The following is a 14,185-nucleotide window of genomic DNA, read 5'->3' on the forward strand; positions in this document are numbered from 1 at the left end:
CTGCGTGATCGCCTATTTTCATTGCATGCTCGAAATCGTATATTAACGCCATCGACGTTCAGAGGAGGAGTGAAAATGGATACGGTCCTGGTCAGCCATCCGCTGTGCCCCTATGTGCAGCGGGCGGCGATAGTGTTGGCCGAGAAGGGCGTGCCGTACGAGCGGCGCGATATCGATCTGGCGGTCAAGCCGGACTGGTTCCTGGCGGTGTCGCCGCTGGGGAAGACGCCGGTGCTGCTGACCGGCGGCGCGGCGCTGTTCGAATCGGCGGTGATCTGCGAGTACCTGGACGAGACCCACGCGCCGCGCCTGCATCCGTCGGACGCCTTGCTGCGCGCGCAGCAGCGTTCGTGGATGGAGTTCGGCTCGGCGCTATTGAATCTGATCGGCGGATTTTATAACGCCGCCGATGAGCGGGCGCTGGCCGCCAGGGCCGCCGAAATTCATGCACGTTTCGAGCAGGTGGAAGCCGCGCTGGGCGAAGGGCCTTACTTCATGGGTGGGCAATTCGGCATGGTCGACGCGGTCTTTGGACCGGTGTTCCGCTACTTCGACGTGTTCGATGAGATTGCGGAATTCGGCATGCTGGCCGGGCTGCCGCGAACTGCCGCATGGCGCGCCGCGCTTGCCGCGCGGCCGTCGGTGCGGCAGGCAGCGCCAGCCAACTATCCGGACCTGCTGCGCGTCTTCCTGTTGAAGCGCGGCGCGGCGTTGTCGGTCCGGATGGCGGGGTGATCAGACCACCGTCACGCGCGCCGCGCCTTCGGCCATGCGGCCGATGACGGCGGCTTCGCCGAAGCCTTCGCGGCGGAACAGCTCCAGCACTTCGTCGACGCTGGCCGCGTCGCACGACACCAGCAGGCCGCCCGAAGTCTGCGGATCGGTCAGCAGCATGTGCTGCGCCTGCGATACCGATGGCGACAGGTCGACATCCTTGCCATAGGCGTCCCAGTTGCGGCCCGAGGCGCCGGTGAAGTAGCCGTCGTGCGCCAGTTGTTCCACGCCAGGCAGCAGCGGGATCCTGGCCATGTCCAGATGCGCCGCCAGCTTGGCGCCGCGCGCCAGTTCCAGCAGGTGGCCCAGCAGGCCGAAACCGGTGACGTCGGTCAGCGCATGCACGCCCGCCATGTCCGACAGCGCCTTGCCCGGCTTATTGAGCTTGGTGGTGTTGGCGATCATGGCTTGGTAGCCGGCGGCGTCCAGCTTGTCCTTCTTCAGCGCGGCCGACAGCACGCCCACGCCCAGCGGTTTGCCCAGTATCAGCACGTCGCCGGCCTTGGCGTCGGCGTTGCGCTTGACTTTGGACGGATGGATCAGGCCCAGTACCACCAGGCCGTAGATCGGTTCGACCGAGTCGATGGTGTGGCCGCCGGCGATGGGGATGCCGGCTTCGGCGCAAATCGATTCGCCGCCCTTGATGATCTGGCCGATGGTTTCCAGCGGCAGTTTGTTGATCGGCATGCCAACCAGGGCCAGCGCCATGATCGGCGTGCCGCCCATGGCGTAGACGTCGGAGATGGCGTTGGTGGCGGCGATGCGGCCGAAGTCGAACGCGTCGTCGACGATGGGCATGAAGAAATCGGTGGTGGCGATCAGCGCCTGCTCGTCATTGAGCTTGTAGACGGCGGCGTCGTCGGCGGTCTCGATGCCGACCATCAGCTCCTTCGGCACCGGGAAACCGGACGAATTCTTCAGGATCTCGGACAGCACGCCGGGCGCGATCTTGCAGCCGCAGCCGCCGCCGTGGGAGAAGGAGGTCAGTTTGATGGTTTCGTTAGTCATTTTGTCTTTCCTTGTTTAGCCTTGTGCAGCAGATTATCCACCAACTCCAGCAATGCTGCCCGCTCGGCCGCCGGTGAGAATAAGGGGAGTCGCGCATCGCACTGGGCGCGCAGCTGTTCGTAGAAGTCCGGTTCGGCCAGCGCGCGGTCGATCAGCCGCGCCAGCGCTGCGGCGTCGCCGACCGGGAAATAGCCGGCATAATCGTCGCCCAGCATGCCGCGATTGCCGCTGATGTCGCTGGCCAGCACCGGCACGCCGCTGCAAACCGCTTCGATGATGACGTTGGCGCCGCCTTCCATGTGCGAGGCGATCGCCATCAGGTGGCTGCGTTTGAGGCGCTGCCGGGTGGCCGCGTGGGGCAGTGCGCCAAGCCATTGGTACCTCGGATGGGCGGCCGCCGTCGCCAGCGCCGCCTGTTCCAGCGCCGGCTCCAGCGCGCCGCCGATGTGGACCAGGCGCGCCCTGGGCGCGGTGACCAGCGCCGCCGCGCGCATGAACGTCAGCGGATCTTTTTCGGAGCGCAGGTGGCCGATCATGGCGATGTCCAGACGGCGCCTGTTGGCGGGCGCCGCCGGCTTCAGCGTGGCCGCCGACTGGAAAATCACGCTGGCCTTGGCACGCAGCGGGGCGGGCAGGGCGTCCATGCCGGCCGCTTGCAGCAGCACCAGCGCGCTGGCCTGGCGCAGCGCCTGCTGGGCGCTGGCGTCGGTCTGGATGTCGCGATACAGGTCGGTCCCGGTCAGCAGCAGTATCGACGGCTGCCGCGGACAGGCGCGCGCATACGCGTCGAGCGACGATGCGGAACGGCGCGCGTGCAGCGCGATCAGCAGGTCGGGCGCGGTGTGTTCGCCGAGGTGTTTGCCAGGTTCGGGCCACTGTTGTGAAATCGAGACCCGGTAGCGGGTGCGCAGGAAACGCGCCCAGCGGCTTGCGCTCTGCCAGTTGCCGTTGTTGGCGCGGGCAGAGGCGGGGCTGACGATCCAGATATGGGGTGCGCTCACTGGTGTTTTGGCTAAAATTCGTTACAATCGGCTCATGATATCAAGCCCAACTTCGTTCAGGAACGCCTCGCCACAACAACTGGCGCTGGCGCTGCGGCATGCGCGGGATTATACGCTGTCGCTGTTCGATTGCTTCGCCGCCGCCGGCATGGATGTGTCGACGCGGGTGCCGCAACTGCGCATCGTCAATCCGCCCTTGTGGGAACTGGGGCACATCGCCTGGTTCGCCGAATGGTTCATCCTGCGCGAGGCAGCCTCCAGCCATCCGGCCGACGCCAACGGCAACTGCCTGCTGAGCAAAGGCGACGACTGGTTCGATTCGGCGACGGTGCCGCACCGCGCCCGCTGGACGCTGGACCTGCCCAGCACCGGCGCGCTGAAGACCTACTGCCGCGAAGTGCTGGACCGCGTGCTCGACAAACTGTCGCGCGAGCCGAACGACGACGCGGCGTTGTATCCCTACCGGCTGGCGCTGGCGCACGAGGACATGCACGGCGAAGCGCTGCTCTACACCTTGCAAACCCTGGGCCTGACCGCGCCGGCGCAGGCCGCGCACAACGAGCAGCCGCTGTTCGCGCCGTCGGAGATCGGCTTCCCCGGCGGGGGCATCCAGCTGGGCAGCGCCGAGGGGCAGGGCTTCGTGTTCGATAATGAACGCGAGGCGCACAGCTTCCGCGTGGCGGCGTTCACCATCGACAGCACCCTGGTGACCAATGCGCAGTATGCCGATTTCGTCACCGATGGCGGCTACGACAACCGCCAGTTCTGGAGCAGCGCCGGCGCCGAGTGGCTGATGCGCCAGGAGCGTTCGGCGCCGCGCTATTGGCAGCGTGACGGCGCCCAGTGGCGCACCGTGCGCTTCGGCCAGCCAACCACGCTGGCCGGCGCCGAGCCGGTGCGGCATGTGAACCTGTATGAGGCGCAGGCTTACTGCGCCTGGGCCGTGCGTCGCCTGCCGACCGAGGCGGAATGGGAGTATGCCGCCTTGTCAGGCCATCCGGCGTTCCGCTGGGGGCAGCTGTGGGAGTGGACGGCGTCGCCGTTCGAGCCTTACTCCGGCTTCAAGGCCGACCGTTATCGCGAGTATTCCGAGCCGTGGTTCACCACGCACCAGACCTTGCGCGGCGCCTCGTTCGCGACGCCGCTGCGGTTCGACTCGGCCCACTTCCGCAATTTCTTCCTGCCCGAACGCGACGATTTCTATGCTGGATTCCGCACCTGCGCTTGGCCCGGATAGTTCAACAATAAGAACGCTTTTTTGCATGCGCTCTGCTATTCTTTTCTTTTCGAAGAAAAAGGCGCCCCCAATGAAACTCAAGCATCTCCTGATGTCCGCCGCCGTCCTCGGCGCCCTGGGCGCGGCCGCGCCGTCGTTCGCCGACGGCGCCAAAGTGGTGGCGATACGCGCCGGTAAGCTGGTCGACGTGGTCGCCGGCACGGTGCTCAAGGACCAGACCATTATCATCACCGGCGAGCGCATTACCTCGGTCGGCCCGAGCGCCTCGGCCAAAGTGCCGGCCGGCGCGCAGTTGATCGACCTGTCGTCGCAGACGGTGCTGCCAGGCCTGATCGACATGCATACCCATTTGACCGGCGACCCTTACCTGGGCGGCTACAACGCGCTGGGCGTGTCCGACACCCGCGCGGCGCTGTACGGCGTGCGTGCCGCGCGCAAGACGCTGGAGGCGGGCTTCACCACCGTGCGCAACGTCGGCGCCGGCGGCTTCGGCGACGTGGCCCTGCGCGACGCCATCAACGACGGCGATTTCATCGGCCCGCGCATGCGCACCGCCGGTTACGCCATCGGCATCCAGGGCGGCCATTGCGACGAAAACCTGCTGCCGCCCGATATGAAATTCACCAGCCGCGGCGTGGCCGACGGCCCGTGGGAGGTGCGCGCCAAGGTGCGCGAGATGGCCAAGTACGGCGCCGACGTGATCAAGATCTGTGCATCGGGCGGCGTGCTGTCCAAGGGCGACGAGCCGGGCGCGCAGCAGTACACGCTGGAAGAAATGCAGGCCATCGTCGGCGAGGCGCATAAGCTGGGCCGCAAGGTGGCCGCGCACGCGCACGGCACCAGCAGCATCCGCGATGCGATCCTGGCCGGCGTCGATTCGATCGAGCACGCGAGCCTGATCGACGACGAGGGCATCAAGCTGGCGCGCGAGAAGGGCACCTATCTGGTGATGGACATCTACAACGACGACTTCATCCTGCAGGAGGGCGAGAAGGCCGGCATGCTGCCGGAATCGATCGCCAAGGAAAAGGTGATCGGCCAGCTCCAGCGCGACAACTTCCGCAAGGCCTTCAACGGCGGCGCCAGGATGGCCTTCGGCTCCGACTCCGGCGTTTATCCGCACGGCGACAACGCCAGGCAGTTCGCCTACATGGTCAAGTACGGCATGACGTCGATGCAGGCGATCCAGGCGGCCACCATCAACGCGGCCGACCTGCTGGGCTGGAAGGACCGCGTCGGTTCCCTCGCCGTCGGCAAGTTCGCCGACATCATCGCCGTCAAGGGCGACCCGGCCGAGAACGCGACGGAACTGACCAAGGTGACCTTCGTCATGAAGGGCGGCGAAGTCATTAGAAAATAAAGGCCCGCCGGGTCATCCCGCTGGCTCGCGGGGCCATGCCGTTGTGGCGTGGATGGTAAAGGAAAGGGATAGGTTTTCTATATACTTTTCGCTTTCAGACCGTGCACTGCGAGCCAGTATGAGTATTCAAGCCTTACCCCGCCACCTGGCCCTGTTGACACTGGCCGCCGCCTTGAACGCCTGCGGCGGCGGCTCCGGTTCTTCCAGCCCCGCCGCGGACGCCACCGCCGCCACCACCGTTACCGGCACCACGCCGGACACCACCGGCGCCATCGCCATCGCCGGGGTGGCGCAGGCGGTCAGATTGCCAGGCGGCGCAGCACTGGCCGGCATGGGCGACGCGATGGTGGTCGGCGACCATATCGTGGTGCGCTCCCTCTCCGATTCCAGCATCACCGTCAAAGGCAACCAGGTGCACCCGCGCACGCGCTTGAGTGTGCTGGACCAGAACGGCACGCTGGTTTCCAGCATCGACTACGGCTTCACCTTGGCCGCCGGCTACACCGGCGAGTGGCAGATGCTGCCTTCACCGGACGGCTTCGTCATGGTGCAATCGGGTCCCGGCACCAGGCTGCTGCACTTCGATGCGCAGGCGAAGCTGGTCGGCGCGCCGCTGGAACTGTATCCAGCCGTCGCCGCCACATCCACCACCGAGCTGGCGTCGGCGGAAAGCAGCGGGGCGGTGGACGGCAATGGCTTCTGGCTGGTCACCACGTTCTCGCTGCTGCCGATCACCGAGAAGACGAAGTACCAGCTCAAGCTGTGCAAGTTCGATTTCAACGGCCGGCAGTTGACGCCTCCGCTCCAGATTTCGACGGCGGCCGAGCATCCGCACATCGCGGCGTCGGGCGGCGCGGTGCTGGCCGCGTGGATGGAGGGCGGCGGCGCGATGGTGGCGATGTGGCCGAAAGGACTGGGCGCGCCTATCCTGCGTTCGCTGGGCACCGGCGGCGCGCAGCCACATCCTATCGCGCTCGACACCAGCGGCAAACTGGGCGTACTGTGGAACGGCAAGGTCACGCTGACCAGTCCAGGTGGCGTGATGGGCGTGGCGATCGACAACAACGGCGTCGCGGTACTGCCCACCGGCCGCATCGACCTTGCAAAGGAAACCTTGTCCAGCCGCTGGGGGGGCAACGGGCGGATGGCCGAGGTGGACGCGCGCGTGTACAAGGGCCGCCTGCTGCTGGCCGATGTGACGGTCGGCGCCTACAGCCCCGGTGAACCGGTGGCCGATGTGATGGTGCTGGCCGACTACGGCGTCGGCACGGCGGCCCTGTCGGCGCAGAAGGAGCTGATCTTCCGCATCAAGATGAGCGGCACCGGCTCGGTGCTGGGCAGCTATCCGGTGATGCGGCAAATGCTGTTTGCCGATCACGCCACGCTGCTGTTCGGCGACGAGAACCACCTGGAGACGGCGCGCATCACCCGCAATTGAGCCGATCTACCGTCTTGTTGCCATTATTTAACACATGCTGGCCAACAAGGCATTCGAGCTTGCCAAACCCGCAGCCGCAAAGTACCTTGAACCGTCAACGTCGCCGGGGGCGGGGAATGAAAAAAATCATTGCTTTATCAGCTATCGCAGTTTCGCTGCATGCGGGCGCCGCGGAGCCGGCAAAAACCATACAGCTGGCTAGCCTGGAGTGGATGCCTTTTAGCGGGGCGACCCTGCCCGGCGATGGTTTGTCCAGCAGCGTCGTCGCGGAAGTCGAAAAGCGGCTGGGCAACAGCATCAAGGTCAGGTATTTCGAGTGGAAGGATACGGTCGCCAAAGGCGAATCCGACCCCGAATATGCCGGATACTTCCCCGTGTATTACACGGCTGAAAGATCGGAGACCAAATGCTACTTGTCGCAGCCGATAGGAAAGAGTGAAACAGGTATCGGCTATCTGAAAGACACGCCAGTGCTCTGGAAAAAAACCAGCGATCTGGCGGCGTTCAAGATCGGGGTGGTGGAGGGCTATGCCAACAGCGCCGAGTTCGACGCCGCCGTGAAGCAGGGCAGGCAGGCGGTGGATGTGGGCAGCAGCGATACGAATAACGTTCGTAAGCTGGTGGGCAAGAAAGTCCCCGGCATCGTCGTCGACAAGCTGGTGCTGCGGTACCTGACCATGCACACCGGCGTCAAGGACAGCGTGATGTTCAGCGACCGCTTGTTGACTGAAAATACATTGCATGTTTGCTTCCGCCGTTCTCCCGCCGGCAAGGCGCTGCAGGAGGCTTTTGACGCCGAACTGAAAAAAGTAGACGCCGCCGGCCTGGAGGCGGCTTACCTGAAACGCCTGGAAGCGGGCGCCAGATAGTGCGCGCCAATTCAAGGGGAAATCATGTATCTGAATTTGACCAGGGTTTTTTGGGGCGGTGCGCTGTGCGCGACGGCACTGGTTTGTGGTGCGGCGCGAGCCGGGGAAGCGCCAGCTTCGCCCTTCAGCATCGGCGGCGCGATACGATTTAACTACGTCTACAAGAATTGGCAGGCCGACCATCCGCACGGCTTCTTCGGGCTGGACACTGCGCGTCTGGACGTCAACTACGATGATGGCAAGTGGATCGGTTCCGGCCAATATCGCTACAACGATTTCCCGCTGGGGCAGGGCGACTACGCCGAGCATTTCCTGCATCATGGCTGGATAGGCATGCGCTTTGCCGACAAGAGCAGCGTGCATGTCGGGCTGGATAAAATCCCGTTTGGGCTGCTGCCGTTTGCCTCCAATAATTTCTACGAGTCGATCGCGTTCTACACCGGCTTTGAAGACATGTATGACTTGGGCGTGACCTACGCCAGCAAGCCTGGTCCGCTGGAATGGCAGCTCGGTTTCTATCCGCGCGATGGCGGATCGTATGGCGGCAGTTCCAATACGGCCGGGGCGTCGAATCGTTATTCGTTCAACATCGTCGCGGACGACAACGCCCAGGGTTACGCCACTGGCCAAAAGGATAGCGAGCGCAATACGCTGGTGGCGCGCGCCGCGTGGCATTTTGGCGCCGGCGAAAAACAGGAGCTCGGCCTGTCCGGCCTGACCGGCGAGATACGCAACGGCGCCGGCGACAACTCCCGCCGCAACGCGGTCGCCGTCCACTACAAGGGCGCTTTCGGTCCGGTGGGCGTGATGCTGGAAGCGCTGCGCTACAGCTACCATACCCGGCACGCGCCGACCCAGACCTACGGTGGCCTGGACCCGAACAGCTTCGTGATGCTGGGCGCATTCGGTTATCCGTATCCGATGGCGGCCAAGGGCGATATCTTTGTTGCCAACATCAGCTATGACCTGCCATGGACGATCGGTCCGTTCACCGGGTTTAAGATCTACAATGACTACAGCATGCTGACCAAGCGCGTCGGCAATTACAAGGACGCGCAGCAGAATGTGACCGGGCTGAGCTTCGCCGCCGGGAAATGGTACTTCTACGCCGACTTCATGGCGGGCAGGCACCAGCCGTATATGGGGCCGGATTTTGGTGGCCTCGGTTCGACCTCGACCAGGTACGACGGCGTCACCCACCGGGTCAATCTGCAGGCCGGGTACTATTTCTAGTTTTAGGGATGACAGCCCATGGCGATGGAATGACGCGCGCGGCGGCGGCGCCAGCACCCTTGGCTATTCCTATGCCAGCGAATTCCGGGTGATGGCGCGTTCGGGCAAGCTCCGTATTCTTAGATCAGCGATTCAGCCAGGTCGCGCAGGTCGTCGGCGTATTCCAGCTCGATCAACTCCTTGCGGGCGACGCCGCTGCGCCATGCGGCGGTGGCGATCTTCGGCGTGACGCCGCTCAGCAGGCGCGGGTCCAGCAGGCCTGGCACCACGTAGTCCTTGCCGAAGCGGGCGTCGCTGCGGGCCATGTCGGCCAGCGCCACCACGCAGGCGCGCTTCATTTCCTGGTTGATGGTCGAGGCGCCGCAGTCCAGCGCCGCGCGGAACAGGTAAGGGAAGCACAGCGCGTTGTTGATCTGGTTCGGATAGTCCGAACGGCCGGTGGCGATGATGGCGTCCGGCGCCACTTCGCGCACCAGTTCCGGACGCAGCTCAGGCTCCGGATTGGCCAGCGTGAAGACGATAGGCTGCGGCTTCATGCGTTCGATATCCAGCGGCGACAACACGCCGGGACCGGACACGCCGAGGAACACATCCGCGCCGTCCATCACGTCGGACAGCTTGCTGGCGCTGGTGTCCTGCGCCCAGGCGGCTTTTTCGCCGTCCAGGTTGCGCGCGGTGGTCAGCACGCCTTTGCTGTCGCAGACGAAGATGTTCTTGCGTTCCGCGCCCAGGTCCACCAGCAGTTCCAGGCAAGCGATGGCGGCGGCGCCGGCGCCGGAGCAGACGATCTTCACGGTGGAGATGTCGCGGCCGGTCATTTCGATCGCGTTCAGCATGCCGGCGCCGACCACGATGGCGGTGCCGTGCTGGTCGTCATGGAACACCGGGATCGACAGGCGCTCGCGCAGCTTGCGCTCGATGTAGAAGCATTCCGGCGCCTTGATGTCTTCCAGGTTGATGCCGCCGAAGGTCGGATGCAGCGCGGCGACGATGTCGATCAGCTTGTCGGGGTCGGTTTCGTCGATCTCGATGTCGAAGGCGTCGATGCCGGCGAATTTCTTGAACAGCACCACTTTGCCTTCCATGACAGGCTTGCCGGCCAACGCGCCGATGTTGCCGAGGCCGAGCACCGCCGTGCCGTTGGTGATCACGCCGACCAGGTTGCCCTTGGCCGTGTACTCGTAGGCCTTGGCCGGATCGCGCTGGATTTCCACGCATGGCGCGGCCACGCCTGGCGAGTACGCCAGCGCCAGGTCTTCCTGGGTGGCGACGCTCTTGGTCACTTCGATGGCGATCTTGCCGGCGCTGCCGGCGCGGTGGTAAGCCAGCGCTTTTTGTTCGATGGTGCTCATGGTGTCCTCGTTATTTTATTGGCTCTGAATGCGAAAAACGCCCGCACGGGCCGAAGCCGGTGCAGGCGCAAACTGCTGGGGATTAGTGGATCATGGATACAGGCCGCGTACTTCGCGCGCTTGCAGCACACGGGTGCACGCCAGGATGAAGGTGGCGGTGCGCAGCGTGACCTTCTTGTCCTGCGATACCGACCATACGGCGTTGAAGGCGTCCTGCATGATGCGGGTCAGGCGGGCGTTGATCTCGTCCTCGCTCCAGAAGAAGCTGGAGAAATCCTGCACCCATTCGAAGTACGACACGGTCACGCCGCCGGCGTTGGCCAGCACGTCCGGCACGATCAGCACGTCCTTGTCGGTCAGGATGTCGTCCGCTTCCGGGGTGGTCGGGCCGTTGGCGCCTTCCAGGATGATCTTGGTGCGGATGGTCGGCGCGTTGGCGGCGGTGATCTGCTGTTCCAGCGCGGCCGGAATCAGGATGTCCGATTCGATGCCCCAGAACGCGTCGCGGTCCAGGAAGGCTTCGGCGCCGGGGAAACCGGTCACGCTGCCGCATTCGGCGACGTGCAGGTGCAGACGTGCCACATCCAGGCCGCCCTGGTTGACGACGGTGCCGGTGTGATCCTGCACGGCGATGATCTTGGAGCCGGCTTCCGCGAACATGGTCGCTGCCACGCCGCCGACGTTACCGAAACCCTGGATCGCCACACGAGCGCCTTCGATCGCCACGCCGCGCTTGGCGGCGGCCTCACGGCCCACCACGAACACGCCGCGGCCGGTCGCTTCGCGGCGGCCCAGCGAGCCGCCCAGCGAGATCGGCTTGCCGGTGACGACGCCGGTCGACAGGTTACCTTCGATCATGGCGTAGGAGTCCATCATCCATGCCATCACCTGTTCGTTGGTGTTGACGTCCGGCGCCGGGATGTCCTTGTTTGGTCCGATGATCAGCGAGATTTCGCTGGTGTAGCGGCGGGTCAGGCGCTGCAGTTCGTTGCGGGACAGGGTCTTCGGATCGACACGGATGCCGCCTTTGGCGCCGCCGTATGGCACGTTCACCGCCGCGTTTTTCACGGTCATCCATGCCGACAGGGCCATCACTTCGGACAGGGTCACGTCCTGGTGGAAGCGCACGCCGCCCTTGCCTGGACCACGCGACATATTGTGCTGGACGCGGTAGCCTTCGTAGTGGGCGATCGAACCGTCATCGCGCTCGATCGGCACGTCGACGGTCAGGATGCGCTTCGGGCGCTTCAGCGTTTCGACCCAGCGCGACAGGCTGCCCAGGTGCGGGGTGACGCGGTCGATCTGCTGCAGGTAGACGCCCCAAGGGCCCAGGTCTTCTGGATTGAGGTAGGAAGGCAGTGCGTGTGCTTGTACAGTGGTCATGCTCAAGTCTCCGTTTGAATTCGTGGCTGAAGTCCGCTCGTGGCGCTCTTCAAGTGGAGCGAATCATAGGATGGGAGATTGAAAACGGGCCAATGCTGTATGCGCATTTGGCTATGCAAAAAATGCATAGTTATGCAAGTGGCGTTAATCGTGGCGTTAATTCGCCGCAAACTGGCCCTATCTTTCGGAGACGGTGACGCGGCGTTTGCGGCCGCTGTCTTTCTGCTGCTGTTCGAGGAATTCCCACAGCCGTTCGACGATGGCCTTGCCGCGCCGGTGTGCCGACGGGCGCTCGCGGTACAGGCGGATTTCCATTTCGATTTCCCATTCCGAGGCGCCGCCGTCGGCGCGCGCCAGCTGCTTTTGCTTGAGCTCCCGCGTGACCGCCGATTCGGGCAGGAAGGCCACGCCGCGGCCTTCCAGCGCCATCATCTTCAGGCCTTCGGCCATGTCGGTTTCGTAGTGCGGGTCCAGGTGCAGCGGGGTCTTGGCGTCGGTCAGGATCAGCTCCACCATGCGGCCCAGGTAGGCGTTGTTGGTGTACGATAAAAACGGCAGCGGCTCCTTCTTGGTGCCGGGCAGTGTGAATTCCGGCGCCTTGTTCTTGTCGCAGCGGGCGTAGGCGCGCAGCGATTCGCGGCCCATCACCAGCATGTCGTAGCGGCCCGGATCGAGCTGCACCGGCTGGCGCGGATGGTGATAGCACAGCAGCAGGTCGCAGCCGCCTTCGACCAGCTGCATCACCGCGTCGTGCACGTTGAGCGCCATCAGGCGGCTGCTGATCGGCGCGAAGTCCTGTTCCAATGCGGTCATCCATTTCGGCACGAAGGTCAGCGACAGCGTGTGCGGCACCGCCAGGTCGATGCTGGTCTGCGCGGCGGCCCGCTTGGAGCGCAGCATGTCGCGCGCGCCGTTGATCTGCGCCAGCATCTCCAGCGCCTGCTCGTAGAACACGATGCCGGCCGGCGTCAGGCTGGTGGGATATGAGGTGCGGTCGATCAGGTCCGTGCCCAGCCAGTTTTCCAGCGACTGGATGCGGCGCGAGAAGGCGGGCTGCGTCACGTGCCGCAGCGCCGCCGAGCGGCTGAAATTATTGGTCTCGACCAGCGAGATGAAGTCTTCCAGCCATTTGGTTTCCATGCACGTTTCCTTTTACTGCGGTTGCGGGGTGTTGGCGTTGTTGTCGGCACTGATGCTGCGGATAGGCGTGAGCAGATACGCCAGTGCCGCGAACACCACCAGTATGATGCCACCGCCGAGGAACAATTGCGACAGCGAGATCTTCGTCAGCACCCAGCCGGTGACGGCGGCCGACAACGGCGCCAGTCCCATGAAGATGAACATGAAGATGCTCATGGCGCGGCCCATCATGTGCGGCGGCACGCGGCGCTGGATCCAGGTGAAGACGTTGATCTGCATGTAGCCGGACAGCAGGCCGAGCGCCAGCATCAGCGCGCAGGCCTGCCACGGGGCTTGCACGGCGCCGAGCGGCATCACCAGGAAGCCGGCGATGGCGTCCGCCGCCAGCAGGATGGTACCGAAGCTGGCGAAGCGCAGGCGCGCGCCCAGCACCGCGGCGCCGGCCATCCCGAACAGCATGCCGGCGCCATTGGCGCCCATCAGGATGCCGAGGGCGGAGGCGCCGTGCAGCTTCTCGCTGGCCAGCACCGGGATCGCCACCTGCATCGAGCCGCCGATGAACAGCGATACCGTGCCCCAGTAGATGAAGCACAGGCGCAGCGGCACGTCGTTCCACACCATCATCAGTCCGGCGCCGACGGAGCGCAGCACCGATTGCGGGGCTTCGGCCTGGGCCGGCGCCGCTGTCGGCATCGGACCGACCTTGGACAGGGTCCAGGCCGAGACCAGGAAACTGAGGCAGTCGAAGCCAAAGGCAAACGCCAGGCCGCGCGCATCGGCCACCATGCCGCCGCTGTCGCCCCTGTCGCCGAAAATGGCCAGCAGGCCGGCCGCCATCAGTGGGCCGATCAGCATCGACACCTGGCGCAATCCCATCAACACGCCGTTGGCCGCTTGCAGATGCTCGGCGGCGATCGCCTGCGGCATGATGGAGGTGCCGGACGGGATGCCGAAGGCTTGCGCCAGGCCGATGCCGAAGGCCAGCACGTAGATGATCATCAGCGTCAGGTGGGCGTTCAGGTCGATGGTCAGCGACAGCGTATCGCTCAGCGAGAACGTCAGCGTCGGCTGGTTGTGCAGCACCAGCAAGGTCAACAGGCCAAGCAGCACGGCGTTGGCGTACTTGCTCAGCATGAGGACGCGCTTGGGCGAGTAGCGGTCCACCACGGCGCCGCCGATCAGGATGAAGACCGCGCGCGGTATGCTCATCAGCGCGATGACGAAGCCCAGCGCCAGCGTGTCGCCGGTGAGCTTGAGCACCAGCCAGGGCAGGGCGATCATGGACAGCTGGTCGCCCAGCATGGAGATCACGCTGCCGCGCAGCAGCCATTTGAAGTTGGGGTCGCGCTTCAATGCCGCGCGTTGCAGTTTTTTCGGGTCGTCCATGACG

Annotated in this window: 12 protein-coding genes; 6 read left to right on the plus strand and 6 right to left on the minus strand. The window is 64.7% G+C overall.

The window, feature by feature from the left end; translation table 11 throughout:
- Nucleotides 1–75: 75 nt before the first annotated feature.
- Nucleotides 76–735, plus strand: a complete 660-nt coding sequence (locus tag AC1RMD_RS13780; RefSeq protein WP_492927177.1) for a glutathione S-transferase family protein — start codon at nucleotides 76–78, stop codon at nucleotides 733–735.
- Here the strand turns inward: AC1RMD_RS13780 and selD are convergent, their stop codons facing one another.
- Nucleotides 736–1,782: a selenide, water dikinase SelD gene (gene selD, locus AC1RMD_RS13785; protein WP_492927178.1), complete on the minus strand. Its 1,047-nt coding sequence runs from the start codon at nucleotides 1,780–1,782 to the stop codon at nucleotides 736–738.
- Complete coding sequence (gene senB / locus AC1RMD_RS13790; RefSeq protein ID WP_492927179.1) at nucleotides 1,779–2,783, minus strand: selenoneine biosynthesis selenosugar synthase SenB; 1,005 nt, start codon at nucleotides 2,781–2,783, stop codon at nucleotides 1,779–1,781. The genes selD and senB overlap by 4 nt, the downstream gene beginning before the upstream one ends.
- Before the next feature lie 34 nt (nucleotides 2,784–2,817).
- On the opposite strand from senB, the gene senA reads away from it, so the two are divergent.
- The 5 genes from senA (at nucleotide 2,818) to AC1RMD_RS13815 (ending at nucleotide 8,920) form a co-directional block, all read left to right on the plus strand.
- On the plus strand, nucleotides 2,818–4,020 hold the full coding sequence (senA, locus tag AC1RMD_RS13795) for a selenoneine synthase SenA (protein WP_492927180.1): 1,203 nt from the start codon (nucleotides 2,818–2,820) through the stop codon (nucleotides 4,018–4,020).
- A gap of 70 nt (nucleotides 4,021–4,090) precedes the next feature.
- The gene (locus tag AC1RMD_RS13800) at nucleotides 4,091–5,380 is read left to right on the plus strand and encodes a Xaa-Pro dipeptidase (protein WP_492927181.1); all 1,290 of its coding nucleotides are present in this window, start codon (nucleotides 4,091–4,093) and stop codon (nucleotides 5,378–5,380) included.
- Nucleotides 5,381–5,498: 118 nt separating this feature from the next.
- The gene (locus AC1RMD_RS13805; protein ID WP_492927182.1) at nucleotides 5,499–6,818 is read left to right on the plus strand and encodes a hypothetical protein; all 1,320 of its coding nucleotides are present in this window, start codon (nucleotides 5,499–5,501) and stop codon (nucleotides 6,816–6,818) included.
- Between the two features lie 116 nt (nucleotides 6,819–6,934).
- On the plus strand, nucleotides 6,935–7,687 hold the full coding sequence (locus AC1RMD_RS13810; RefSeq protein ID WP_492927183.1) for a substrate-binding periplasmic protein: 753 nt from the start codon (nucleotides 6,935–6,937) through the stop codon (nucleotides 7,685–7,687).
- A 24-nt stretch (nucleotides 7,688–7,711) separates the two neighbouring features.
- On the plus strand, nucleotides 7,712–8,920 hold the full coding sequence (locus AC1RMD_RS13815) for a hypothetical protein (RefSeq protein ID WP_492927184.1): 1,209 nt from the start codon (nucleotides 7,712–7,714) through the stop codon (nucleotides 8,918–8,920).
- 119 nt (nucleotides 8,921–9,039) lie between these two features.
- Here the strand turns inward: AC1RMD_RS13815 and AC1RMD_RS13820 are convergent, their stop codons facing one another.
- The 4 genes from AC1RMD_RS13820 to AC1RMD_RS13835 form a co-directional block, all read right to left on the minus strand.
- Nucleotides 9,040–10,272, minus strand: coding sequence for a malic enzyme-like NAD(P)-binding protein (locus AC1RMD_RS13820; RefSeq protein WP_492927185.1), 1,233 nt, complete (start codon nucleotides 10,270–10,272; stop codon nucleotides 9,040–9,042).
- A 90-nt stretch (nucleotides 10,273–10,362) separates the two neighbouring features.
- Nucleotides 10,363–11,655: a Glu/Leu/Phe/Val family dehydrogenase gene (locus AC1RMD_RS13825; protein ID WP_217943778.1), complete on the minus strand. Its 1,293-nt coding sequence runs from the start codon at nucleotides 11,653–11,655 to the stop codon at nucleotides 10,363–10,365.
- Nucleotides 11,656–11,832: 177 nt separating this feature from the next.
- Entirely contained in the window at nucleotides 11,833–12,795 is a 963-nt protein-coding gene (locus AC1RMD_RS13830; RefSeq protein WP_492927186.1) for a LysR substrate-binding domain-containing protein, read from the minus strand.
- A 12-nt stretch (nucleotides 12,796–12,807) separates the two neighbouring features.
- The gene (locus AC1RMD_RS13835) at nucleotides 12,808–14,181 is read right to left on the minus strand and encodes an MFS transporter (protein WP_492927187.1); all 1,374 of its coding nucleotides are present in this window, start codon (nucleotides 14,179–14,181) and stop codon (nucleotides 12,808–12,810) included.
- Between the last annotated feature and the right edge of the window lie 4 nt (nucleotides 14,182–14,185).

Source organism: Duganella sp. GW822-FHT06D06 (genome assembly GCF_058799615.1).

Coding starts and splice junctions, on each gene's coding strand:
- AC1RMD_RS13780 (WP_492927177.1), top strand. CDS start 76: ATGGATACGGTCCTGGTCAGCCATCCGCTGTGCCCCTATGTGCAGCGG.
- selD (WP_492927178.1), bottom strand. CDS start 1,782: ATGACTAACGAAACCATCAAACTGACCTCCTTCTCCCACGGCGGCGGC.
- senA (WP_492927180.1), top strand. CDS start 2,818: ATGATATCAAGCCCAACTTCGTTCAGGAACGCCTCGCCACAACAACTG.
- AC1RMD_RS13800 (WP_492927181.1), top strand. CDS start 4,091: ATGAAACTCAAGCATCTCCTGATGTCCGCCGCCGTCCTCGGCGCCCTG.
- AC1RMD_RS13805 (WP_492927182.1), top strand. CDS start 5,499: ATGAGTATTCAAGCCTTACCCCGCCACCTGGCCCTGTTGACACTGGCC.
- AC1RMD_RS13810 (WP_492927183.1), top strand. CDS start 6,935: ATGAAAAAAATCATTGCTTTATCAGCTATCGCAGTTTCGCTGCATGCG.
- AC1RMD_RS13815 (WP_492927184.1), top strand. CDS start 7,712: ATGTATCTGAATTTGACCAGGGTTTTTTGGGGCGGTGCGCTGTGCGCG.
- AC1RMD_RS13820 (WP_492927185.1), bottom strand. CDS start 10,272: ATGAGCACCATCGAACAAAAAGCGCTGGCTTACCACCGCGCCGGCAGC.
- AC1RMD_RS13825 (WP_217943778.1), bottom strand. CDS start 11,655: ATGACCACTGTACAAGCACACGCACTGCCTTCCTACCTCAATCCAGAA.
- AC1RMD_RS13830 (WP_492927186.1), bottom strand. CDS start 12,795: ATGGAAACCAAATGGCTGGAAGACTTCATCTCGCTGGTCGAGACCAAT.
- AC1RMD_RS13835 (WP_492927187.1), bottom strand. CDS start 14,181: ATGGACGACCCGAAAAAACTGCAACGCGCGGCATTGAAGCGCGACCCC.